We start from the raw sequence: 23,560 nt of genomic DNA on the forward strand, positions 1-23,560 counted from the left end.
GCGGATATGGGAGTGCAGGGAGGTCGGCCACCGGCCATGAATATTGTCGTTTTGGTCAAGCAGGTCCCGGACACGGCGACCGAACGGAAGCTCAACGCCGATGACAAGACGCTGGACCGCGCAGCGTCCGACGGCGTCATCAACGAGCTGTGCGAGTACGCCATCGAAGAGGCGCTCCTCCTCAAGGAGAAGCACGGCGGCGAGGTCACCATCCTGACGATGGGGCCGGACCAGGCCACGGACTCGATCCGCAAGGCCCTGTCCATGGGTGCCGACAAGGCCGTCTTCGTCAACGACGACGCGCTGCACGGCTCCGACGCGATCCAGTCCGCCTACGCGCTCGCGCAGGCCCTGGGTACCCTCGAGTTCGACCTGGTCGTGCTCGGCTCGGAGTCCACCGACGCCCGCACCGGCGTCATGGGTGCCGCGCTCGCCGAGTACCTCGGCCTGCCCCAGCTCACGCTGGCCGGCAAGGTCGACATCGACGGCAGCGCCATCAAGATCCAGCGTCAGACCGACTACGGCTACGACGTGGTCGAGGCTCAGCTTCCGGCGGTCGTCTCCGTCGTGGAGAAGATCAACGAGCCCCGCTACCCGTCCTTCAAGCTGATCATGCAGGCGAAGAAGAAGCCGGTCGACAAGAGGTCCGCGGCTGACGCGGGCATCGACACCGCCAAGGTCGGTCTGGCCAACGCCACCACCGAGACCGTCGACTTCGCCGCTGCGCCGCCGCGCGCCGCGGGCACGATCGTCAAGGACGAGGGCGACGGCGGCACCAAGGCCGCCGACTTCCTCGCCGACAAGAAGTTCGTGTAGGTCAGGCGAGAGACTCAGGAAGGTTCAAGGATTATGGCTGAGGTCCTCGTCCTCGTCGACCACGTCGACGGACAGGTCAAGAAGGTCACCACCGAGCTGCTGACCGCTGCGCGCCGCATCGGCGAGCCCGCCGCGGTGTGGGTCGGCGAAGGTGTCGAGTCGGGCAAGGCCGCACTGGCCGAGTTCGGCGCCGAGAAGGTCTACGTGGCTCCGGCCGAGGTGAACGACTACGTCGTCGCCCCCAAGGCCGAGCTGCTCGCCAAGCTCGCTCAGGAGAAGGACGCCGCCGCCATCCTCGTCTCGGCCACCGCCGAGAACAAGGAGATCGCCGGCCGCACCGCCGTGAAGCTGGGCTCCGGTGTGCTCACCGACGTCGTCGACGTCACCGCTGAGCTCGTCACCGAGCACAGCATCTTCGGTGGCGCCACCGTCACCCACGCCCGCGTCACGACCGGCGTGCCGGTCATCGCGGTCCGTCCGAACTCCGTCGTCCCGGAGGCCGCCGCCGGCGCCGCCGCCGAGGAGGCCGTTTCGGTCGACATCTCCGACGCCGCGAAGACCGCCAAGGTCGTCGAGCGCGTCGTCCAGGAGAAGGGCGAGCGCCCCGAGCTCACCGAGGCCGCCATCGTGGTCTCCGGTGGCCGCGGCGTGGGTTCCGACGACTTCGCCGTCGTCGAGAACCTGGCCGACTCCCTCGGTGCCGCCGTCGGTGCCTCGCGCGCCGTCGTCGACTCCGGCTGGTACCCGAACCAGTTCCAGGTCGGCCAGACCGGTAAGACGGTCAGCCCGAACCTGTACGTCGCCCTGGGCATCTCCGGCGCGATCCAGCACCGGGCGGGCATGCAGACCTCGAAGAACATCCTCGCGGTCAACAAGGACCCCGAGGCGCCGATCTTCGAGCTCGCCGACTTCGGCGTCGTGGGTGACCTGCACACGGTCGCTCCGCAGCTGACCGAGGAGATCAACAAGCGCAAGTAGTACCGGGCGCTTCGAGCACCCGGCGCTTCGCGTGTCCGAGCCACCGCCCGACCGGAGACACTTCCGGTCGGGCGGTGGCTCTTTCGGTGTGGGGGGCGTTCTCGCCCGGGCGGGGTGCGATGAGAAAGGCCAGGTGGTTTGCCCTATATGAAAGGTTCAGTGCGGTTTTCGGGCGACGCGTCCGGGTAGATCGGGCGCACGACGACCCTGACCGGAGGAGGTTCGTTCGATGCGGACGACGGTGCGGGCGGGACGGCGCAAGGTGGAGGTCCGGAACGCCGACAAACCGCTCTTCGGGCCGGGCGGGGCGACCAAGGCCGATCTCGCCGACTACTACGCCAGGATCGCGCCGCTCATGCTGCCGCTGGTCCGGGGCCGCCCGGTCGCCTTGGAGCGCCACCCGGACGGCATCGAATCCTCCGGTTTCCTGACCCAGCACCCCTCGCACCCCAAGTGGATCCGCACGGTGTGGACCTCTTCGGGGCGGATGATGGAGTGCCACGAGGCCGCCTCCCTGGTGTGGTGCGCCGACCAGGCCGCCATCACCCTGCACACCTGGTCCTCGCGCACCCCGCGTCTGGGCCTGCCCGACCGGATGGTCCTCGACCTCGATCCGGTGGAGGCGGGGGAGGGGCCGTTCGAGTCCTGCCGGGACGCCGCCTGGAACGTGCGCGAGGTCCTGGAGGAACTCGGCCTGGCCGCGTACGTGATGACCACCGGTTCACGGGGACTGCACATCCACTCGCCGCTGCGGCCCGAGGTGGACGACCAGGACGTGCGAAGGCTGGCCAAGGCGGTCGCCGACCGGGTGGCCGCCCGGGCCCCCGACGAGTGGACCACCCGGGTGCGCAAGGCGGCCCGGCACGGCCGGATGTTCGTCGACTACCTGCGCAACGGTCCCGCCCAGCTCGCGGTCGCCCCGTACTCGGTCCGGGCCAGGCCCGGGGCTCCGGTGGCCACCCCGGTGACCTGGGAGGAACTGGACCAGCTCACCTCATCGCAGGACTTCACGATCGACCTGGAACGGGAGGAGTGCCCGTTCTCGGGGATGCGCAGGCACGCGAGGTCACCCCGGCGGGCGCTGTCCCTGCTGGACGACAGGGAGGGTGGCGTGGTGCCGCGCCCCCGCCTCGAACAGGGGGAGTAGGGCGGTGCCGGTCCCGGCGGAGCGAGGAGTGGTGTCCGCTGGGTGAGGGCGAGGGCTGGCTCTGGCAGCGGGCGGGTCGGGGACGCGGGCCGCGGGATCCGGACATCGCGAGTACGGTACAGATCAGCGAGGGCATGAGGGCTCGGGGTCTGAGCCCTGGAGTGCACGGGCGCGCTCGTGCGATCCTGAGGGAAGCGCTGAGCCGAGTGCAGGTCTCGCGGAGATAACGGCTTCTGTTTGCCCAGGTCATTAACTGTGAGCCCCGCGCACGCGGGGATGGACCGTCATGCTGACCGTCTTGATCTTGCTCGGGTCGGTGAGCCCCGCGCACGCGGGGATGGACCGTCGAGGTTGTAGTTCTCCACGAAAACCCCGGTGTGAGCCCCGCGCACGCGGGGATGGACCGGAGCCTGCCCGGTGTGCCCGTGGTGCCGTTCAGTGAGCCCCGCGCACGCGGGGATGGACCGGCAGCGGGGGCAGTGGCCGGGGGTTGCGATGGGTGAGCCCCGCGCACGCGGGGATGGACCGGTGGTGTCGCCGGTGCCGATGATCTTCTCCAGGTGAGCCCCGCGCACGCGGGGATGGACCGTCGCCATCGCGGCGGAGCGACTGTTCCCCGCCGTGAGCCCCGCGCACGCGGGGATGGACCGCGCCACCTGCGCGCCCTGCGAGGCGGTGACGCGTGAGCCCCGCGCACGCGGGGATGGACCGGCGTGCCGGGGCCGCCGGATGGGCATCCGTTGGTGAGCCCCGCGCACGCGGGGATGGACCGAGAACGCCCTCCGCCTGCGTGCGGACGCCCTCGTGAGCCCCGCGCACGCGGGGATGGACCGCGGCCAGGCCGGCGCGCGCGTAGGGGTGGCCGGTGAGCCCCGCGCACGCGGGGATGGACCGCGAAGTACGCCGCCGGAGACACCCGCTCCCCCGTGAGCCCCGCGCACGCGGGGATGGACCGCAGCTCGCCTGTGGATAACCCTGTGGACAACGGTGAGCCCCGCGCACGCGGGGATGGACCGGACGCTAGCAGCCGAAACGCCGTAATTGCAGGGTGAGCCCCGCGCACGCGGGGATGGACCGCGGGGCATTCCAACGATCTGGCTCACTGTGAGGTGAGCCCCGCGCACGCGGGGATGGACCGGACCAGTCCGATTTCTACGTCAAGGGACGTCAGTGAGCCCCGCGCACGCGGGGATGGACCGGCCTCACGATCTTCGCGCAGGCCATCAGCGCGGTGAGCCCCGCGCACGCGGGGATGGACCGCTGCTCACCGGCGCTGTCACCGAGTACAACCCGTGAGCCCCGCGCACGCGGGGATGGACCGTACGGCGGGTACGTGTACCAGTCGGACCCGCGGTGAGCCCCGCGCACGCGGGGATGGACCGGGGAGACCTGGCCGAAGAACCGGACCGCTGAAGTGAGCCCCGCGCACGCGGGGATGGACCGTCGGCCACCGGTGACCCGCAGGAATGGCTAGAGTGAGCCCCGCGCACGCGGGGATGGACCGAGCAGGGTCACGCCCGATCACCCCTGAGGGAGGTGAGCCCCGCGCACGCGGGGATGGACCGCGCACGCAACCGTCGGCGAGGTGGCCGCGTGAGTGAGCCCCGCGCACGCGGGGATGGACCGCCCTCCCCGGCGAGTCCGCCCAGGAGCTGGCCGTGAGCCCCGCGCACGCGGGGATGGACCGGTCTCCGGATGCGCGCGCCCGGACGGCACAGCGTGAGCCCCGCGCACGCGGGGATGGACCGACGGCAGCGTCCATGATCCTGTTGGCACGCAGGTGAGCCCCGCGCACGCGGGGATGGACCGCGGTTGTACTTCCACACGATCACTTCGCGGGCGTGAGCCCCGCGCACGCGGGGATGGACCGAATACTGACTGCTTCGACCGGTACTACGTGACGTGAGCCGCGCGGGGACACCCTGACCGGGACCTTGTCGGAGCGGTTTCTTCAGTGTTTGCGGAGGACGATGAGGAGGTTCCAGGTGATGACCTCGCGCAGGAGGGGCACGTGGACGACGGGTTTCGTCCAGGTGGGCAGGTAGCGGGGGCGTAGGTCCACGATGTCGGTGTCCGCCTGCTCGTGGGCCCAGCGGATCATTTCCTTGGCGTGTGCCGCGTACATGGTGCGGCCGAAGTCGTTCTTGGGTCGGCGGCCGTTCCTGCGGGTGAACCGTTCGGCGGCGTAGGACCCGCCCAGATAGTGCCAGGGGGAGGTCTCGTGCCCTCCCCAGGGGGAGAGCCAGAGCGTGTAGGACAGGTAGACGAGGCCGCCGGGGCGGGTCACGCGGACCATCTCGTCGGCCATCCGGGTCCGGTCGGGCACGTGCTCCAGGACGTTGGAGGAGAAGCACACGTCCACGGACCCTGTGCGCAGGGGCAGGTCGAGGGCACTGCCCTGGACCGCACCCGAGTCGGCCTCGCGGCCGTGCAGGGTCATCTCGTGGGCGTCCGCATCCACGCAGAGGCAGCGCGCGCCCGAGGAGCGCAGGGCGTCGGCGAAGTAGCCGGGGCCGCCGCCGACGTCCACGACGAGCCTGCCGTCCAACGGGGTGTAGGACCGCAGCTGGTCGACGGTGTCGCGGGCCAGCTTTCCGTAGAAGAACGCCGGATCGCTCTGCTCCTTGCGGAAGGCGGAGAAGAGCCCCACGGAGCGGGCGAGGGTGGCGCGGAACGGAACGGTCCCGTCCGGGCGGGTCCCGGTGGACGTCATGGGCCCACCTCGACGTAGTGGCGCAGGTGGCGCCAGTGGTCGCCGCCCCAGTACTCGTCGGAGGCGGCGATCCGCGCGCCGGGCAGGAGTTCGGCGATCCTCCCGGTCCGCAGGGTGTGCATCCGCATCGGCGCCGGGTAGCGCAGGATCACCCTCTGCGCCAGCGCCACCAGGGGCCACGGCGCGTACTTGAAGACCAGGCCCTTGAAGGTGCGCCGCTCGGACTCGGGCACGCCGACCACCAGGGCGCCGCCGGGGCGCACCACCCGGGCGAACTCGCGCAGGTAACCCTCGGCGAGGCCGGTGGGCAGGTGCTGGAGGACGAGGTCGGTGTAGACGAGGTCGAAGGAGTCGTCGTCGAACCGGGAGAGGTCCGGGCGCTCGTTCAGGACGAAGTCGATCCGGCCCCCGGAGCGGTCCAGGCGGCGCGCCTCGTCGAGCATGGGTGCGGAGATGTCCACGCCCACCACCTGGTCGAAGTGTGCGGCCAGGGCGTTGGAGAGCCGTCCGGCGCCGCAGCCGAAGTCCAGGACGCGGCGGCGTTCGGGCGCCAGTCCGAGCTCGTCCAGGCGGGCGATCGCCGGGGCGATGTCGGCGCGGCCGGAGGCGAGGAACTCGTCGTCGTCCCACCCGCCGTCACGTTTGTCCGGATCCACGCAGACCGCCCACAGCGGCTCGGTGGAACCCAGGCGGGTCCAGTCTCGGCGGACCTGTTCGAGCCCCACCGGCGTCACCCCCACAGTGCTTGTGACCGCCCGTGAACTGCTCCGAGTGGAGCTTGTTCCTGTTCTGGGTGCGCGGGCCATCAGGACCTGCGACAACGGTCGAGGAAGAAAGTGGAACGTGTTGTATTCTGGCACCCATTTTCCGGGTTGGCCAACCTACGGCGGGGAGAGTACCCATGTCGCCTGATTCCCCCACGGCGCGAGGAGAGGACGGCGGAGCGGTCCCCAGCGTACGCCGGGAGACCGACGAGGCGGACGACCAGGACCCCACCTACGGTGACGTGCTGGGGGCCTCCCTCGCCTCCCTGCGCGGCCTGTGGCGTGACCGGATCTTCCAGGCGGGTCTGCTGGTGGTGCTCGTCGCGCTGCTGCTGAAGGCCTACGTGCTGAGCCGGTCGTACTTCGTCGAGGACGACTTCCTGTTCTTCGCCGCCGCGCACGCGGGGGACCTCTCACCCGAGTACCTGCTGGAACTGCACAAGGGCCACTTCATGCCCGGAGCCCTGTTCCTGGTGTACGTCCAGACGGCCTTCGGCCCCTACCACTGGCTGTCCGCCGCGGGCACCATGCTGGTCCTCCAGGCGGGGGCCGTCCTCGCCTTCCTCCGGCTGCTGTGGGAGCTGTTCGGCCGCCGCTGGGCCCTGCTCGTACCGCTGACGGTGTACGCGCTGGCCCCGCTGACCATCCCGGTCCTGGGCTGGTGGTCGGCCGCGCTCAATGCCGTTCCCTTCCAGCTGGCGATCGTCCTGGCGCTGCTGTGGACCGTGCGCTACCTGCGCACCGGCACCTCGCTGTTCGCCTGGTGGGCGGTGGGCGCCGTCGTGTTCGGGATGCTGTTCTCGGTCAAGGCGCTGTTCCTGCCGCCGCTGATGCTCGTGTTCGCCGTCGCGTTCCTGTACCCCGGCGGCCTGGTCGGCGCGGTGCGGTACGCCTTCTGGCGGCACCGCGCCTTCTGGCTGGCGCTGGTCGGGGTCTGCGTCGGCTACCTCTTCCTCTACCTGGCCCGGCAGGAGGCCTCCACCAGCGGTGAGGGCGCCTCGGTGCCGGAGGCCGAGGTCGTGGCGCAGCTGGTGCGGCGGATGCTCGGGGAGGTGTTCCCCACCGGCGCCCTGGGCGGACCCTTCCAGTGGGGGCCGGTCACCCCGGCGGGCGGACTGGTGGACCCCCTCGGGTCCGTGGTGGTCGGCGCGTGGGTCGTCCTGGCGGCGATCGTGGTCGTCAGCCTGCGGATGCGGAGCGCGTCCTGGCGGGCCTGGGCGATGCTGGTCGTCTACCTGGTGTTCGCTGACGCCGTCCCCACCGTGATCGCCCGGGGGCGGGTGTACGGCGAGGTCGGCTCCGACCCCCGCTACGTCGCCGACGCCGCGCTCGTGTTCGCCCTGGCCCTGGCCCTGGCCTTCCTCGCGACGAGGGAGGAGCGGGCCCGCGAGTGGGTGGGCAACGCGGGGGAGAAGCGCCGCCGGGGCGGCCGGATCCAGCTCCTGCGACCGTCCCGGAGCGTGTGGGCGGTCGCGGTCGCGGTCACGCTCGTCTACGCCGGTTCGGCCTCGTACTCCACCTACACGTACGCCGAGACCCTCAGCGGAGACCGGCAGCGCGAGTACCTGGCGAACGTGCGGGCCTCCCTGGCGGACGTGCCCAGGGGCGCGGGCCTGTACAGCCGGGCGGTCCCCGACGACATCGTCCTGGAGTGGAACGGCCCGCGCAGGCTCAGCTCCTACGTCCTGTCCCCGCTGGCCGACCCCGAGGTGGCCACGAGGATGTACGCCCCGGAGGAGTCCGACAGCGCCTACGTCTTCGACGACGAGGGGCACCTCGTGGAGGCTGCGCCGACCGCCAGGGCCAACGCGTTCCGCCCCTCGGAGGACGAGGAGTGCATGGAGAGCTGGGACGGCCTGATGTCCTGGAACGTGTGGGAGGTCGGCGGGATCGAGCAGGTCGCGACCATCGGCTACACCTCGGAGGAGGACGCCGACCTCCTGGTGGTGGTCGGTGAGGAGGAGGTCGAGACCGAGCTCCCCGCCGCGCCCGACGGCGGGTTCTGGTACGTGCCCGTCAGCGAACGCGACACCAAGTTCACCCTGTTCACGGACGCGGGCAGGACCTGTGTCACGTGGGCCTCCCTGGGCCAGCTGTTCCCGGCCGCCCAGGTCGCGGAGGAGGACGGGGAGGCCGAGGAGGGCGCCGAGTCCGAGGTCGCGGAGGACGAGGACACGGAGGACGGCGGGGAGGGCTGAGGCGGCTCCTCCCCCTCAGCGCTCGGCGGCGAAGAACCTGCGCGACCAGCGCCGGCTCGGCTCCTCGACCAGTTGGTGGGTGAGCTTGCCCAGCAGCACGCTGCCGATGAGCACCGGGACGAAGTCCAACCAGAACGATCCGGTGAAGACCTCCTGGCCGGTGAAGTCGCGCCACAGGTAGAGGACGACGAACTGCCACAGGAAGACGCCGTAGCTGATCGGCGCGAAGTAGACCATCACCGGGTGCCGCATCAGTCCGTCGAGCCAGGCGCCGTCGGTCCAGGTGGCGGGGGAGCGCAGGCGGCGGCGCGGGCCGTCGGGGGCGCGCGGCGCCAGGGCCACCGGGGCGACGACGAAGAAGGCGAAGCCGATGCTCGCGGACGACTCGACGACCGACATCCACAGGTTGCCGGGTTCGAAGAACCGGCCTCCGGTGGCGGGGGTGGCCTGCAGGGCGTAGAACGCGGCGGCGACCATCCAGCACAGCGCAGGCGAGGTGCCGATGGTGCGGCAGAACCGGCGGACCGGGCCGTCGGGGCCGCTCTCCCGCCAGGCCCACTCGGAGAGGGTGGCCAGCGCCATTCCGACCGCGAACATGCCCATGCAGCGCGGTAGCCAGGAGTGCATGAGTTCCCGGGGTTCCGGATAGTACTGCGGGACCAGGGCCAGGTAGGACAGCGCCGCGATCAGGACCAGCCCGCCGATGATCCTGCGGCCGCGGGCGTCGACCGTCCTGCCGCCCTTGGCCCACAGGCTGAGGAACACCGCGATGAGCGGGAGGGCGAGGTAGAAGGCGATCTCGACCGACAGGCTCCACATCTGCCCGAGGCCCCTGGGCCCCGGCCCCGCCCAGTGGGGGCTGGTGTTGAGCGGGAAGGTCAGGGTCAGGACCTCGAACCAGTGCCGGACCGAGCCCAGGTGCTCGCCCGCGTAGAGCAGCAGGGCGGGGACGGCCACGACCCAGTAGGCGGGGAAGACCCGCATGACGCGGCGCCACAGGTAGGCGCGGGTGTTCGGCCCCCTGGTTCCGTCCAGTGCGGCCCGGGCCCACGGCCGGTACAGCAGCACACCCGACAGCGCGAAGAACAGCGGCACCGCCATGGCCGAGGCGCTGAGCAGCGCCCCGACCGGTCCGGGGGCGAGGGCGTCACCGGTCTCGGTGGACACGTGGACCACCAGGACCATGAGGCAGGCCAGCGAGCGCACCCCGTCGAGCGAGTGGTGCCGTCCGCTCACCTGCGGAAGCAGTCGGGTGTGGTCGACGGTGACTGTTCGAGGGCTGCCGGAGGTGGGGTCCTCGGGCGCGGAGGGAGTGGGCGCCATGGGGCCTTCCAGAACGGGAGGGAGCCGAAACGCGTTCTACTAGAACGTGTTATAAAAATTCAGACACGCCCAGGTGACGTCGTTCACTACTGGGCAGTACTCTACCCGGAACTGAACCTAGTTCCAGATCTGGACTCTCATCCGCCCAGGAGGGCACATGCGCCGTACCGTTGCGGTTGTTCTCATCGCGCTGGGGGTCTTCTGTCTCGCCTTGGCACCCATGATGCGCACGTGGATGTCCAGTTCCCTGATGAAGACTCCACTGGACTACTACAACGCCACCGTCAACACAGGAGAGATCACCTACTTCAACATCGAGGACGTCGAGCTCGTCGAGGACGCCGACGTGGAGGCGCACTCGACCATCCGGGCCGACGTGGCCTCCAGCAGTGACGACGTGGTGGTGTGGGACCAGTTCACGTGGATCAAGGACGCCGACACCGACTTCGGTATCAGCTCCACGAACCGCCGAGCCGGGCACGACCGCGTCACCGGAGAGCTCGTCGACTGCTGCGACGCCATGATCAACGACGAGTCGGTCACCCAGACCGGGCAGGGGTGGAAGTTCCCCTTCTTCGCGGAGCAGCGTGACTACGACTTCTTCGAGACCACGGTCGAGGAGAACGTCCCCATGGAGTTCAAGAGCGTCGAGCAGGTCGACGGCGTCGAGGCCTACCGGTACGTCCAGACCGTCGAGCCGACCGTGATCGGCGAGCGCGAACTCCCGCGCGAGGTCGCCGGCCTCGAGGGCGAGGGCGACGTGGTCGGTGACGAGGTCTTCTCCATCGTCAGGACCTACTGGATCGAGCCGGTCAGCGGTTCCCCCATCGACATCAGCGAGGAGCACCACCGGGTCGTCGTCGTCGACGGCGAGGAGGTCCTGACCCTGCTCAGCGGTGAACTCCGGTTCGACGACGCCACCCGCGCCGCCGCCATCGAGAACACCGAGCAGGCCCGTACGGTCCTGCCGCTGCTGCACACCACGCTGCCCATCGGCGCGCTGATCGTCGGTGCCGGCTTCATCGGTATCGCGGTCGTCCTCTTCGTGACCGGACGCCGTCCCGAACACCACAACTAGAACCGCACCGCGACCGGCGCTGCCCCGGTAGCGCCACCCGCGACCGGCACCGCACCGCGACCGACCCCCGCCTGAGAACGCCACACCGTCAACCCTCGCCCCCCGATCCGGGCCCCGGAACCCCTGCCCTCGCGATCCCGGGCCCGCCAGAACCACCGGCCGGACCGCCCGCCCCCACGGGCGGTCCGGCCGCCATCCGCAGCAGAACGCACCCGGAGGGGGCGCGCATGACCCCGACCCCCGCGACCGAGTCCGAGAACCGACCCGGGCGGAGCGACACCGTGGAACCGGACCCCGGCTCCCCGGGACCCGTGAACCAGGTCCGCGCCCTCTTCCGGGCCTGCCGTCCACGCCAGTGGCTGAAGAACCTGCTGGTGTTCGCCGCCCCCGCCACAGCCGGAGCGCTCGGCGACCCCCGGGCCCTGCTGCTGTGCACGGCCGCCTTCGCCCTCTTCTGCGCGGCCGCCGGCGGCACCTACCTGCTCAACGACGTCCGCGACGTCCACCGGGACCGCGCGCACCCCCGCAAACGCCACCGCCCCGTCGCCTCGGGCGAGCTCCCGGTGCCCTTCGCGGTGGTCGCGGGAACGGTGTTCGTGGTCGGTGCCCCGCTGGCCTCCCTGGCCCTGGGCAACTGGCGGCTGACCCTGCTGCTCGCCGGGTACGTGCTGCTCACCCTGGCCTACACGCACTACCTCAAGGACGTCGTCGTCTGCGACCTGGTCGCGGTCGCCGCCTGCCACGTGCTGCGGGCCATGGCGGGAGCGCTCGTGGTCGGGGTGGAGCTGACCTCGTGGTTCGTCATCGTGCTCTCGCTGGCCGCCCTGCTGGTGGTGGTCGGCAAACGCGAGGCGGAGCTGCGCACGTCCGCCCCGGACACGGCCGCGGGCCCCGAACAGGACCCCGCGGGCTGTACGGGGCACCCCACCCGCGCGGCCCTGCTGGGCTACACCACCAGCTACCTGTCCCAGACCCGCGCCATGGCCTCCGGCGCGATGATCGTCACCTACTGCCTGTGGGCCCTGGAACAGGGCGGCGGCCCGCAGTCCGTGTTCCACGCGGTCAGTATCGTTCCGTTCATCATGTTCGTGCTCCGCTACAACCTGCTCGTTGACCGGGGCGCCGGCGAGGAACCCGAGGAGATCGCGCTGAGGGACCGCCCGCTCCAGCTCGTCCTCGCGGCTCTCGCCCTCCTGGTCGGACTGGGGATCTACCTGTGAGTCGACCGACCCTCCTCAGCGGCTGGGGCCGCACCGCCCCCACCGCCGCGCACGTCGTGCGCCCGCGCACCCTCGAACAGGCCGCCGAGGCGCTGGCCCAGGCCGGTCCGCGCGGGGCCCTGGCCCGAGGGCTGGGCCGGTCCTACGGCGACGCCGCCCAGGCCGCGGGCGGGCTCGTGCTCGACTGCACCGAGCTCACCGGGCCGCCCCGCCTGGACACCGAGCGCCAGGAGGTCACCGCGCCCGCCGGGACCAGTCTCGAACGGATCATCGCGCACCTGCTGCGCCGCGGGTACTTCGTCCCCGTCACCCCCGGGACCGGCCACGTCACCCTGGGCGGGGCGATCGCCGCCGACGTCCACGGCAAGAACCACCACGCCGACTCCTCGATCGGCGCCCACGTGCGCGCCCTGACCCTGCTCACCCCCGCCGGCGAGGTGCACCGGCTCGGCCCGGACGGCGGCGACACCGAACTCTTCTGGGCCACCGTCGGCGGGATGGGCCTGACCGGGGTCGTCACCGAGGCCACCATCGGCGTGCATCCGGTCGAGACCGCCTACGCCCGCGTGGACACCGACCGCACCCGCGACCTCGACTCCACCCTGGAGCTGATGGCGCGCACCGACCACGCCTACCGGTACACGGTCTGCTGGGTCGACCTGCTCGCCCGGGGCGGCTCCCTCGGACGCAGCGTGCTGACCCGCGCCCACCACGCCCGGCGGGCCGACCTGCCCGCGCCCCAGCGCCGCGACCCCCTGCGGCACCGGCCCGGCGCTCCGCTGGCCGCACCTCCGTGGGCGCCGCCGCGCCTGCTCAACCGGTGGACGGTGGGCGCCTTCAACACCGCCTACTACAACGCGGCGCCCCTGCGCAGACGCGGCCAGGCCCAGCCGGTCAGCGGGTTCTTCCACCCGCTGGACGCGGTGCAGGGCTGGAACCGGGTGTACGGGCGGCACGGGTTCGTGCAGTACCAGTTCGTCGTACCCTTCGGGGAGGAGGACGTCCTGCGCGCCGTGGCGGAGGGGCTGGCCGGGGCCGGGGCGCCGTCGTTCCTCGCCGTCCTCAAGCGGATGGGTGAACCCACCCCGGGGCCGCTGTCGTTCCCGCGCCCCGGCTGGACGCTCGCCCTGGACCTGCCCGCGGACCTGCCCGGGCTGGCGCGGCTGCTGAACGGGTTCGACGAACGCGTGCTGTCGGCGGGCGGGCGCCTGTACCTGGCCAAGGACAGCCGGGCCAGGCCCGAGACCGTCCACGCCATGTACCCCGGACTCTCCGCGTGGCGGGCCACCCGCGCACGCGTGGACCCCGGCGGGGTGCTCGTCTCCGATCTCGCCCGCCGCCTCGAACTGGTCTGAACGACCCCCGTGACCCCGATCCCCGTGCCTTCGGAAGGACCCGTCCATGCGTGACTCGCTGGGAAGCGTGCGAACCGTCCTGTTGCTCGGCGGGCGAAGCGAGATCGGCCTGGCCGTCGCCGAACGGCTGGTGCGGGAGGGTGCCCGCGAGGTGGTGCTCGCCGCCCGCGGCGGGGTGGGTGACCCGCCGAGCGTGTTCGAGGCGCTCGGCGCGGCCACGCACTCGCTGGAGTTCGACGCCGAGGCCGCCGACACCCACGCCGCCACCGTTGCCGCGGCCGTGGAGCTGGTGGGCGACCTGGACGTGGTGGTGGACGCCTTCGGGGTGCTGGGCGAGCAGTCGGAGTACGAGGCCGATCCGCTCTCCGCCGCCCGCGCGGCCGCCGTGAACTACACCGGGCACGTGTCCGTCGGCCTGTCCGTCGCCGCCCGCCTGCGCGAGCAGGGCCACGGGGCGCTGGTGGTGCTGTCGTCGGTGGCCGGGGTGCGGGTGCGCCGGGCCAACTTCGTGTACGGCTCCGCCAAGGCCGGGCTCGACGGCTTCGCGCAGGGTCTGGCCGACTCGCTGCACGGCAGCGGCGCCAGGGTCCTGGTGGTCCGGCCGGGCTACGTGGCGACGCAGATGTCCCGGCACGTGGACCCCGCCCCGTTCCCCGCCACCCCCGGCCAGGTGGCCGATGTCGTGTCCAGGGGCCTGCGCGGCAGCGCCACCACGGTCTGGGCCCCGCGCGTCCTCCAGCCGGTGTTCGCCGGGATGCGCATGATGCCCCGGACCCTGTGGCGCCGCCTCGGCCGCTAGGAGTCCTGCACCTCTGCCCTCAGGTCCACACGAACCCCTCCTGCGGCTCGACCCGGCCGGCGGCGGCCAACCGGGCCAGGGCCAGGGCGCCGTCGAGGGGGTCGCCGACAGCCCGGCGGACGGAGACACCCCCGCCCCGGGCCGCGATCTCGTCGGTGAACCCCGTGGAAAGCGTCCCGCCTGCCCGGGCGAGCCCTCCGGTGAGCACCACCTGTGCCGGGTGGTGGGTACTCAGGGCCGCCAGCGCGCTGCGGGCGGCCTCCCGGCCGGCCTCGGCCAGCAACCGGCGGGCAGCGGCGTCGCCGGCCCCCGCCAGTTCGACGACGTCGGTGGCGAACCCGGCGAGGACGCCGGCACGGTCAGGCCGCGTGTAGAGCTGGGCCGGCCAGGTGCCGGGTTCTCCGAAGCGTTCGCGGCCGGCGTCCAGGAGCCCGGCACCGGCGGGATCGACGCCGTCATGAGCGCACAGGGCCTCCTCGAGCGCGCGGCGGCCCAGCCAGGCCCCGCCCCCGCGGTCACCCAGCAGGTGGCCCCAGCCGTCCACGCGATGCCAGGACGGCGGGCATCCCCTCCCGTGGTCGGTGCCGGGGTGGCCGATGGCGATCGCCCCGGTGCCGAGGGCGACGACGGCCCCGCCCTCACCCGCCAGCGCCCCGAGGTGGGCGGTGACCGCGTCGATGGCCGCGACCGCCGGGACGGTCGGGGACCCGGCCTCCCCGGCGGCCAGGGCGACGAGAGCGGCTGGGTCGTTCACCAACGAAGCCAGCCCCGTCGCTCCGAGGCCGATGCCGCGGACCCGGTCCAGCTGCCGCGGCCAGGCTTCGGCGGCGCGTCCGATCAGGTCCCGGACCACCTGTGGCACATCGCTTCCGCCGGAGCCGACCCGGACGCGGGGGCCGACCAGCTCCTCTCGGGGCCCGGCGTCAGCGGGCGCCACCGCGATCCGGCTGCCGGAGCCGCCGACGTCGATGCCGAGCACCGTGCCGTGTGCGGAGGCAGTCTCGGAGAGCGGCGCTCCCGCTGTCACAGGCGGGCCCCGTCCCGCACGTCGAGCGCACCGGCGAGTGTGTCCCGCACCGATCCACCGTTCTCCTCCAGCAGGTTCCGGGCCCGCTGGGGTGAGACCTCGCTCAGGGAGGCCACGATGGCGACCTTGAGGTCGCCGCCGGTGCGCTGGAGCAGCTCGCGTGCTGTCGACTCCTGCAGGTCGGCGGCCTCGCACAGGATGCGCACCGTCCGATCGCGCAGCTTGCTGTTGGTGGCGACCACCGAGACCATGAGGTTCTGCCAGGTGTGTCCGGTGGCGATCATCAGGGCCGTGGAGAACCCGTTCAGCACCAGCTTCTGCGCCGTTCCGGCCTTCAGCCGGGTGGACCCCGTGACCACTTCCGCACCCGTGTCCAGCACGAGGTTGCTGTCGGCGTACCGGGCCAGCGGGGCCTCCGGGTTGCTGGAGACGAGCACGGTGTGGGCACCGGCGGCACCGGCGGCCTCCAGGGCCCCGCCCACGTAAGGGGTGGAGCCGCTCGCGGCCAGGCCGATCGCGACATCGTCGGCGCCCAGCCCGGCGGCGGCACGGCGACCGTCCTCCTCGGAGTCCTCCGCGTTCTCGACCGCGTTGACCAGCGCCTGCTCGCCACCGGCGATGTGGCCGACCACCCGGCCGGGCTCCAGGTTGAAGGTGGGCATGAGCTCGCTGGCGTCCAGGACACCCAGGCGTCCGGAGGTACCGGCCCCGAAGTAGTGCACGGTCCCTCCGCGGCGCAGGCGGTCGGCCGCGATGTCGACCACGCGGGCCAGGTCGGGCAGGAGCGCGGCGACCGCGTCGACCGCCACCCGGTCCTCGGCGTTGAGCAGCCGCAGCACCTGGAGGGAGTCGAGCTCGTCCAGGTTCTGGCTGAGCGGGTTGCGCCGCTCGGTCGGCGGCAGGGAGCGGCGTCGCGCCTCATCGTTCATCAGTGGGTCAGCGCCTGTCATCTCTTCTTCCGTGGTGGTCTCGGGAGCCGGCCGGTCGGACCGGCCGGCTCCGGGTCAGGTGGGTTCGCTACCGTTCGGCGGTCTTGACCGGCTCCTCGGTGTCCGGGGCCGGGTGCCGCAGGGAGAGGAGCCCTCCGATCACGAAGGTCACGATCACGCCCATCAGCGGGTACCACTGCCAGGCGACCCAGACCTCCCCGGTGACGTACTTCTCCATGACGAAGAAGAAGGCGTTCACGGCGATGGCGGCGACGAACGCGACGTTGGCGTCGGCGGCCCGGGCCCGCTTGTTCGCGATACCGAAGACGAAGGCGCCGAGCAGGCCGCCGTAGGTGATCCCCGCGACGCCGAGGGCCAGGATGACGATGTTGCCCTCGTCCGACTGGAAGACCGTCGCCGGGGCGATGAAGGCCAGCCCCCAGCCGATGGTCGCCCACCGGCCCACGCGAAGGCCCTCCTCGTCCGTCATCGGCGCCTTCTTCCTGAGCCGGCCGTACACGTCGGTGACGGTGGAGGACGACAGAGCGGAGAGCGAGGAGGAGAGCGTGGACATCGCGGCCGCGAGGATGCCGGCGAACAGCAGTCCGGTGACACCGGGCGGCAGTCCCTCGATGATGAACAGGGGGAAGATCTCGTCGTCGCGGGTCAGGCCCAGGGACGCGGGCGAGGCCTGCTCGTAGTAGGTCCACAGGGCCAGGCCGACCAGCAGGAAGATCGAGAACTGGACGAAGACCAGGATCCCCGACCAGATGAGCGCCTTCTGCGCCTCGACCTTCGACTTGCAGGTCAGCAGGCGCTGCACGATGAGCTGGTCCGAGCCGTGCGAGGCCATCGCGAAGACGGCACCGCCGAGCAGCGAGGCCACGAAGGAGCCCGGGGAGGAGATCGGGTTGCCCTCGAAGCTGAACACGGCCAGCTTCCCGGCGTCGACGGCGTCGCCGAACCAGCCGCCGCCGCTGACAGCCGAGATGACGGCGATCGAGAGGATGCCGCCGCCCACGTAGAGGCACATCTGGAAGACGTCGACCCACACCACGGCCTTGATGCCGCCGATGAGCGTGTAGGCGATGGTCACCACCGAGAGCACGACGATGATGGTGAAGTAGCCGGCCTCGATCCCCATGCCTCCGAGGATCAGCTTCAGGGGGATCGCGGCGGCCAGGACACGGATGCCGTCGGCCAGCAGGCGGGTGAACAGGAACGTCACGCCGGCGGTGGTCTGGGTGGTCTGCCCGAACCGCTGGCCCAGGTAGGCGTAGGCGGTGACCATCTCGCCGTTGTAGTACCTCGGGAGCATGAAGTAGGCCACGATCACGCGGCCGACGATGTAGCCGAGCCCGAGCTGGAGGTAGGAGATGTCGCCGAGGTAGCTCATCACCGGGATGCCGATGACGGTGAGCGCACTGGTCTCGGTGGCGACCACGGAGAGGCACACTGCCCACCAGGGCAGGTTCCGCCCGCCGAGGAAATAGTCCTTCATGCCGGTCTGGCGACCGCTGAGCTTGAGGCCCAGCCATGCCGTGGCCCCCAGATAGGCCACGATCACCAAGAGGTCGAGGGTTTGCATGTCAGGTCTCCTTCGTCACGATGCGAGTCAGGGGTGGTGCGCCCGGGTGCTCCGGAGCGGGGACGGTCCAGCGGGGGCGGTGCGCCCGGGTGCGGTGGTTCGGCGGTGAGGGGCTCCGACGGGCGTACAGGGCCGTGACCGGGTGGGGTTCGGTACGCGGGACGGAGCCGGCGGCGCGGGGCGGTTGTCGGTGTGAGGTCGCGGGTGCCGTCGACGGAGACGAGGACGGCGCCCGCCCGGGGTGCCCGGCAGGCCCGGGTCGTAGTGAGGACGGTCGGTACGGCGGGCCCGACCGGCGTGAACCGGGCCGGACGGTGCCGGTCCGGGGCGTCGGTGTGGCACGGCCCCCCGCGAGTGGACTCCGCCGACCCGGCGACGGGGGCTCCGGATCAGGGATCCGGTACGAGACCGGCAACGGTCATGCCAACTCCTCGGCGGGGATTGCGGGCACGGCCAGCTCGGTACGGATCTTGTAGCGGTCACCGCGGTAGATCGAGCACACGAACTCGACGGGCGCGCCGTCAGCGCTCCACGAGGTGCGCTCGAACAGGAACGCGGGCGAGTGCACCGGTGCGTCCAGGTCCCGGGCCTCCCGCGCGTTCAGGAAAGTGGGCTCGATGGTCTGCACGCTGCGGGCGACCACGATGCCGCATCGCTTCCTGAGCAGCTCGTAGAACGAGCTGTCCTCCAGGTCAGCGGCCCGCAGGTCCGGGATCAGCCGGTGCGGAACGTTGAGCTCCTCCAACGCTACGGGCTCGTCGTCGGCGAGGCGCAGACGGGTGGACCTGGCGACCCCGTCGGACTCCGGGATGCCGAGGTACCGCCCGATGCGCGCGCCCACGGGGGCGACCTCGAAGGCCAGGAGGCGCGCACCGGGGCGCAGACCCCGTGAGCGCATGTCCTCGGTGAAGGAGCTGGCCATCAGGGACTGGTCCAGTTTCGGGCCGAGGGCGAAGACCCCTGAACCGCGGCGCCGACGCACGGCGCCGCGGGTGACGAGCTCGTCGATCGCGCGGCGGAGCGTCATACGCGAGACACCGAGCTCCTGCGCGAGGTCCCGTTCCGGTGGGAACTGCTCGCCCGCCCTCATCTCGTCAAGGCGGTCCAGGAGCTGGTCCCGGACTCGGTGGTACTTGGTCACGCCACCATTGACACACAGCTCGGGGGTGAAATCAATACCAATGGGCTAATTTTCGGCAGTTATGAACGAGTTTTTTCAGCGGAGTGAAAGTTTCCTTCGGGGCGGGCCGACCCGCCCTCCGCCCGAGGTCAGGGGCGCTGTTCGGTGAGGTTCGGGCTGGTGCTCGGGAGGAACATCGCGGGGATCATCGCCGCGGCGGTCAGGCCGGTCATCCACCAGAAGGTCGCCTGGAAGGCGGCCTCGGGCCGCCCGGTGCCCGCCAGCAGGGACGCGAGCAGCAGGGCCAGGAGCGCGGTGCCGATCGCGGCGCCGAGCCGCTGGGTGACGTTCAGGGCGCTGCTGGCGCGGGGCACCTGGTCCGTGGGCAGGCCCCGGTAGGCGGTGGCCAGCATGGGCACCATCGCCGCGCCCAGGCCCAGGCCGCGGACGAACATCGCGGCGGCCAGGAGGAGTGCGGGGGTGTCCGGTCCGGCGAAGGCGAACGGCGCCGTGGCGGCGGCGCCCACGAGGAGGCCGCCCACCACCAGGTAGCGCGGCCCGGTGCGGTCCGCGATCGGCCCGATGACCAGGTTCACGAGGGCCACGCCGGCGGCCATCGGGGCCATGAGCAGGCCGGCGGTCAGCGCGGAGGTGCCCTGGATCTGCTGGAAGAAGAGCGGGAGCAGGAACATGCCCGCCCAGATGCAGATCCCGAAGACGAACATCAGCAGCGCGCCCAGCCGGAACAGCAGGTTCCGGAAGAGGCGCAGGTCGATCACCGGAGCCGGCCCTCCGGGGCGCTTGCGCAGGGCGTGCACCGCGAAACCGGCGATCAGCAGCAGGCCGGCGCCCGCGAACACCGGGGCGTAGGGGGAGTCGCCCAGCACGGACAGGCCGTAGAGCAGGGTGGCGATCCCGGGGGAGAGCAGGAGCAGGCCGACCAGGTCGAGCCGTTCGGTGGCCCGGGGGTTCCCCTTGGGTACCCCGCGCACGGCCATGGCCATGGCGAGCAGGATGAAGGGCAGCGCGACCACGAAGATCCACCGCCACCCCACGGTGTCCAGGACGATCCCGCCCACCACGGGGCCGAGCGCGGGTGCCAGCTGGATGGGAACGCTGATCAGGCCGATCGCCCGGCCGAGGCGCTGGGGACCGGCGGCCTGCACGAGGATCGTCATGACCAGGGGCAGGACCATGCCGCTGCCCAACCCGGTGAGCACGCGGAAGGCGATCAGGCTCTCGATCGACCACGCCGTGGTGCACAGCAGTGAACCCAGTCCGAACAGCGCGAGCGCGGTCATCCAGGTGGCGCGCTGGCCGAAGCGGTCGATCGCCCAGCCGGTCGCCGGGATCACCGAGGCGGTGGAGAGCAGGTAGGCGCTGGCCACCCACTGCGCCGTGGAGACGGGGGCGTCCAGGGCGCGCGAGAGGTGGTCGACGGCCACGTTGACGATCGTGGTGTCCAGGAGGGCGGCCATCGCGCCGACCAGGAGGACGGAGGCGAGCTTGAGCAGCGGGCCGTCGAGCTTCTGGGGTGCCGGGGGAGGGGGCGGCGCCGGCGCCGGAGCCAGGGCGGGCCCAGACGGCTGAGTCCGGGGAGAGGCGGATGGAGAGATGGGGTCTTGCTTCGCCATAGTAAGTAAACTACACGGTGCAGTTTCCGATAGGAACCGAGTTCTCCCGGGGTGGCGGGCACGGGATGATGGAAACCGCTGGAGCCCCGGTGGGGGTCCGCGACGACAGTGTGACCACAGAGCGACGGCAGGGCGAGAGATGACCGACACATGCGGGGAGGGGCGCGACCGCAGGTCGGCCGCCAAGCACGAGGCCATCACGGAGGCCGCGCTGCGGGTCTTCCTCAGGGAGGGTTACGCGCGGGCCAGCGTGGATGTGATCGCGGCCGACGCGGGCGTCTCCAAGCGCACCATCTACAACCACTTCGAGGACAAGCGGGACCTGTTCCTCACGATCGTCTCCCAGAGCAGCGCCACCCTCGCCGCCGACCACGCCGCGATCGCGGACCGGTACCTGAGTGACGCCGAGGACGTGCGTGACGCCCTGGTCGGTTTCGGCGAGGAGTGGCTGTCCCCGAGGGGGCGCCGGGCCGACCACACGGCCCTGGTCCGGCTGCTGATCGGGGAGGCCGCGCACTTCCCCGACGCCGCCCGGGCCTGGTCCGACAGCGGTTCCGAGCTGGTCGTGCGGGACCTGGCCGAGCACCTGCGCACCCTGGCCGACAGGGGGCTGCTGGAGATCGTGGCGGGTGGTGAGGAGGCCGCGGCGGAGCACTACCTGGCCCTGGTGCGCACCCAGGCCAACAGCCGGTCCTTCTTCGGAGCGCTCCCGCTGCCCGAGGAGGAACGGACCGGGATGGTCCGCGCCGGGGTGGACGCCTTCCTGCGCATCCACGGACCCGGCAGCCACGGACCCGGACGGCGCTGAGGCCGGCGGGGGCCGGGGCCGGACCACCGGCCCCGGCCCCCGGGGTCACTCCGTCGGACCCGCGCCGGGGGCCCGCAGCCGGTAGAACATCAGCGGAACCAGGCAGCACAGCATCACCGCGGCGGGCACCAGCGTGCTGCCGATCAGCATGCCCCGCAGCGCCGTCCCGCTCTGCTGGACGACCTCACCCGCTCCGGACTCCCTGTAGCCGCTCAGGGCCAGGGACAGCGACAGCAGGCCGGTGCCCATCGCCTGGGCCATGGCCTCGCCCGACGTCCACACGCCCGACAGCACCCCGCCCTGGCGGCGACCGGAGCCGTCCTCGGTGGCCATGCAGTCCGCCAGCATGGAGGCGGGCAGCATCATGGTCCCGGACAGGCCCACACCCACGAGTACCGAGGAGAACACGGCGCCGGGCACGCCCCACAGCGGGATGAGCAGCAGTCCCAGGCCGCCGAGCGCGAACACCACGGCGGAGCAGCCGGCTGCGCGCTTCTTGTCCACCCGCAGCGACAGCCGCTTCCACAGTGGCGCCGCCGCCATGAGCGGGGCCAGCACGCACACCATCAGGATGCTCGTGTAGGCGGGCTCTCCCATGACGTTGGCCGTCACGTACGGCACACCCGCCACCATGGTGCCGCTGGCCACCGCCATCAGGAGGTTGGCCGGGAACAGCACCCGGAAGTGCCGGTGGGCGAAGGCCACCCGCAGCTGCGTGAGCAGCCCCTCGGTGCGCGGCCGGAAGGTCGGGCGCGGGGCCCGGCGGGTGCCGACCACGGTTCCGAGCATGGCCAGCACGAGCACGGCACCCATGAACAGACCCATGAGGCGGTATCCCGTCACCGGGTCCTCGGGAGTGGTCTGGATGACCGGGGCCAGCGCCCCGCCCAGCATCAGGGCCAGGCCCGCGAAGGCGGTCCGCCACGTGTTGAAGGTGGAGCGCTCGTGGTAGTCCGACGTGATCTCGGCCGGCATCGCCGTGTACGGCACGACGAACATGGACGAGGCCAGCGCGGCCAGCACGAACAGCGCCCCCACGTAGGCGGCGGCCCCTGCCCCATGGAGCGGCGGCCCGGCGAACATCCCCGCGAAGAGCAGGGGCAGGGTCAGCGCCCCCGCCAGCATCCAGGGTCGTCGGGGGCCCCAGGAGGACCGTGTCCGATCGGACCAGATCCCGATATACGGACTGACCAGAAGGTCGACCAGCTTGGGGAGGAAGATCACCGCCCCGGCGAGGGCGGGGCTCACCGCGAGGGTGTCGGTCAGGTAGATGAGCAGGAGCAGACCAGGGACGGTGTTGAAGATCCCCAGGGCCACCGCTCCGCTGCCGTACCAGGCGTGCACCGAACGCGGGAGGGGGCCCGGCGCGGCACCGGGCCCGGGGCTTCGTACGAGAAGGGCCCCGTCGGAGGACGGGGCCCGGTCGGTCCGGGTCACGCGCGCCCGTCCGCGACGGGGTCGGAGGCCGCCGGCTCCGCGACGGGTTCGGCGGCGGCCTCGGCGGGCCGGTCACCGTTCTTGCCGTACAGCTCCTCGTGGGAGACCGGGTCCACGTTGTGCTGGACCGGGCAGGTCGCCGGGAAGGTGCCGATGCTGTCCACGTCGTAGCCGTCGGGGTAGCTCCGGATGTTCGGGTTCATGTCCGCCCACAGCGGCTCCTCGCGCGGCTTCATCCGGCGCACGACCTTGGCGCGCAGCTTCAGCGCGATGTCCGCCGACTTCCGCCAGGCCTTGGACGGCGGGGTGTAGCGGAAGGTCTCGATCAGCGAATCGTCCAGGATCGCCATCGAGAACTTGCGGGCCAGGCCGGACACGCGCGGCGGGTAGAACGTCACCATCAGGTCCAGCGTGGAGTCGGAGACCTTGCGGCCGCCCTCGGTGTAGGCGAAGTTGTCGCGCTCGTAGTCGTCGAGGAGCTCGCGGAAGCCCTCGTAGGTCTCGGGGATGTCCTTGATCCCCATGTACCTGCCGAGCCTGCGGTAGTAGTGCGTGATCGCGCTGATCTCGTGGTCGCTCAGCCGGCGCCAGCCGTAGCCGTAGTCGTTGAGCCAGCGGACCGGCAT

19 protein-coding genes and 1 CRISPR repeat array are annotated in these 23,560 nt (G+C 71.7%); of the genes, 9 read left to right on the forward strand and 10 right to left on the reverse strand.

What is annotated here, in order from left to right; genetic code table 11:
- The first annotated feature begins 36 nt into the window (after positions 1 to 36).
- The 3 genes from D458_RS0125735 to ligD all read left to right on the forward strand — a co-directional run bounded on the left by D458_RS0125735 (position 37) and on the right by ligD (position 2,941).
- A complete protein-coding gene (locus tag D458_RS0125735; RefSeq protein WP_040702775.1) occupies positions 37 to 816 on the forward strand; it encodes an electron transfer flavoprotein subunit beta/FixA family protein in 780 nt (259 codons plus the stop codon).
- Between the two features lie 33 nt (positions 817 to 849).
- Positions 850 to 1,794 carry an electron transfer flavoprotein subunit alpha/FixB family protein gene (locus D458_RS0125740; RefSeq protein ID WP_017589592.1) on the forward strand — a complete coding sequence of 315 codons (945 nt, stop codon included), beginning with the start codon at positions 850 to 852 and terminating at the stop codon, positions 1,792 to 1,794.
- A 229-nt stretch (positions 1,795 to 2,023) separates the two neighbouring features.
- Positions 2,024 to 2,941 carry a non-homologous end-joining DNA ligase gene (gene ligD, locus D458_RS0125745; RefSeq protein ID WP_017589593.1) on the forward strand — a complete coding sequence of 306 codons (918 nt, stop codon included), beginning with the start codon at positions 2,024 to 2,026 and terminating at the stop codon, positions 2,939 to 2,941.
- 255 nt (positions 2,942 to 3,196) lie between these two features.
- A CRISPR array of direct repeats spans positions 3,197 to 4,811; the repeat unit is 29 nt; unit sequence GTGAGCCCCGCGCACGCGGGGATGGACCG.
- 81 nt (positions 4,812 to 4,892) lie between these two features.
- Here the strand turns inward: ligD and D458_RS0125750 are convergent.
- Both D458_RS0125750 and D458_RS0125755 read right to left on the reverse strand, forming a co-directional pair.
- Complete coding sequence (locus tag D458_RS0125750) at positions 4,893 to 5,654, reverse strand: class I SAM-dependent methyltransferase (protein WP_017589594.1); 762 nt, start codon at positions 5,652 to 5,654, stop codon at positions 4,893 to 4,895.
- Complete coding sequence (locus tag D458_RS0125755; protein WP_338037025.1) at positions 5,651 to 6,379, reverse strand: class I SAM-dependent methyltransferase; 729 nt, start codon at positions 6,377 to 6,379, stop codon at positions 5,651 to 5,653. The genes D458_RS0125750 and D458_RS0125755 overlap by 4 nt, the downstream gene beginning before the upstream one ends.
- Before the next feature lie 176 nt (positions 6,380 to 6,555).
- Between D458_RS0125755 and D458_RS0125760 the strand changes: the two genes are divergently transcribed.
- Positions 6,556 to 8,616 (forward strand): hypothetical protein, encoded by a 2,061-nt coding sequence (locus D458_RS0125760; protein ID WP_017589596.1) that lies wholly within the window; start codon positions 6,556 to 6,558, stop codon positions 8,614 to 8,616.
- A gap of 15 nt (positions 8,617 to 8,631) precedes the next feature.
- On the opposite strand, the gene D458_RS0125765 is transcribed toward D458_RS0125760, so the two are convergent.
- A complete protein-coding gene (locus D458_RS0125765; RefSeq protein ID WP_017589597.1) occupies positions 8,632 to 9,939 on the reverse strand; it encodes an acyltransferase family protein in 1,308 nt (435 codons plus the stop codon).
- A 157-nt stretch (positions 9,940 to 10,096) separates the two neighbouring features.
- On the opposite strand from D458_RS0125765, the gene D458_RS0125770 reads away from it, so the two are divergent.
- From D458_RS0125770 to D458_RS0125785, 4 genes are all read left to right on the forward strand, one after another.
- Positions 10,097 to 11,017, forward strand: coding sequence for a DUF3068 domain-containing protein (locus D458_RS0125770; RefSeq protein ID WP_017589598.1), 921 nt, complete (start codon positions 10,097 to 10,099; stop codon positions 11,015 to 11,017).
- Positions 11,018 to 11,244: 227 nt separating this feature from the next.
- Positions 11,245 to 12,237, forward strand: a complete 993-nt coding sequence (locus D458_RS0125775; protein WP_017589599.1) for a decaprenyl-phosphate phosphoribosyltransferase — start codon at positions 11,245 to 11,247, stop codon at positions 12,235 to 12,237.
- A complete protein-coding gene (locus D458_RS0125780) occupies positions 12,234 to 13,592 on the forward strand; it encodes an FAD-binding oxidoreductase (RefSeq protein ID WP_017589600.1) in 1,359 nt (452 codons plus the stop codon). The genes D458_RS0125775 and D458_RS0125780 overlap by 4 nt, the downstream gene beginning before the upstream one ends.
- A 46-nt stretch (positions 13,593 to 13,638) precedes the next feature.
- Positions 13,639 to 14,391, forward strand: coding sequence for an SDR family NAD(P)-dependent oxidoreductase (locus D458_RS0125785; RefSeq protein WP_017589601.1), 753 nt, complete (start codon positions 13,639 to 13,641; stop codon positions 14,389 to 14,391).
- Between the two features lie 19 nt (positions 14,392 to 14,410).
- Here the strand turns inward: D458_RS0125785 and D458_RS0125790 are convergent, their stop codons facing one another.
- The 5 genes from D458_RS0125790 to D458_RS0125810 form a co-directional block, all read right to left on the reverse strand.
- Complete coding sequence (locus D458_RS0125790; RefSeq protein ID WP_204366925.1) at positions 14,411 to 15,418, reverse strand: BadF/BadG/BcrA/BcrD ATPase family protein; 1,008 nt, start codon at positions 15,416 to 15,418, stop codon at positions 14,411 to 14,413.
- Entirely contained in the window at positions 15,415 to 16,368 is a 954-nt protein-coding gene (murQ, locus tag D458_RS0125795) for an N-acetylmuramic acid 6-phosphate etherase (RefSeq protein ID WP_152521244.1), read from the reverse strand. The genes D458_RS0125790 and murQ overlap by 4 nt, the downstream gene beginning before the upstream one ends.
- A gap of 67 nt (positions 16,369 to 16,435) precedes the next feature.
- Positions 16,436 to 17,935, reverse strand: a complete 1,500-nt coding sequence (locus tag D458_RS0125800) for a sodium:solute symporter (RefSeq protein WP_017589604.1) — start codon at positions 17,933 to 17,935, stop codon at positions 16,436 to 16,438.
- Positions 17,936 to 18,353: 418 nt separating this feature from the next.
- The gene (locus tag D458_RS0125805; RefSeq protein WP_017589605.1) at positions 18,354 to 19,076 is read right to left on the reverse strand and encodes a GntR family transcriptional regulator; all 723 of its coding nucleotides are present in this window, start codon (positions 19,074 to 19,076) and stop codon (positions 18,354 to 18,356) included.
- A 128-nt stretch (positions 19,077 to 19,204) separates the two neighbouring features.
- A complete protein-coding gene (locus tag D458_RS0125810; protein ID WP_083936429.1) occupies positions 19,205 to 20,689 on the reverse strand; it encodes an MDR family MFS transporter in 1,485 nt (494 codons plus the stop codon).
- A gap of 139 nt (positions 20,690 to 20,828) precedes the next feature.
- On the opposite strand from D458_RS0125810, the gene D458_RS0125815 reads away from it, so the two are divergent.
- Complete coding sequence (locus D458_RS0125815; RefSeq protein WP_017589607.1) at positions 20,829 to 21,497, forward strand: TetR/AcrR family transcriptional regulator; 669 nt, start codon at positions 20,829 to 20,831, stop codon at positions 21,495 to 21,497.
- Between the two features lie 45 nt (positions 21,498 to 21,542).
- On the opposite strand, the gene D458_RS0125820 is transcribed toward D458_RS0125815, so the two are convergent.
- Together D458_RS0125820 and D458_RS34275 are read right to left on the reverse strand one after the other, a co-directional pair.
- Positions 21,543 to 22,934: an MFS transporter gene (locus tag D458_RS0125820; RefSeq protein ID WP_017589608.1), complete on the reverse strand. Its 1,392-nt coding sequence runs from the start codon at positions 22,932 to 22,934 to the stop codon at positions 21,543 to 21,545.
- A partial coding sequence (locus D458_RS34275; protein WP_017589609.1) for an oxygenase MpaB family protein occupies positions 22,931 to 23,560 on the reverse strand: 630 nt, incomplete at its 5' end. The genes D458_RS34275 and D458_RS0125820, both read right to left, overlap by 4 nt.

This window comes from Nocardiopsis ganjiahuensis DSM 45031 (genome assembly GCF_000341085.1).
GTDB classification, from domain to species: domain Bacteria; phylum Actinomycetota; class Actinomycetes; order Streptosporangiales; family Streptosporangiaceae; genus Nocardiopsis; species Nocardiopsis ganjiahuensis.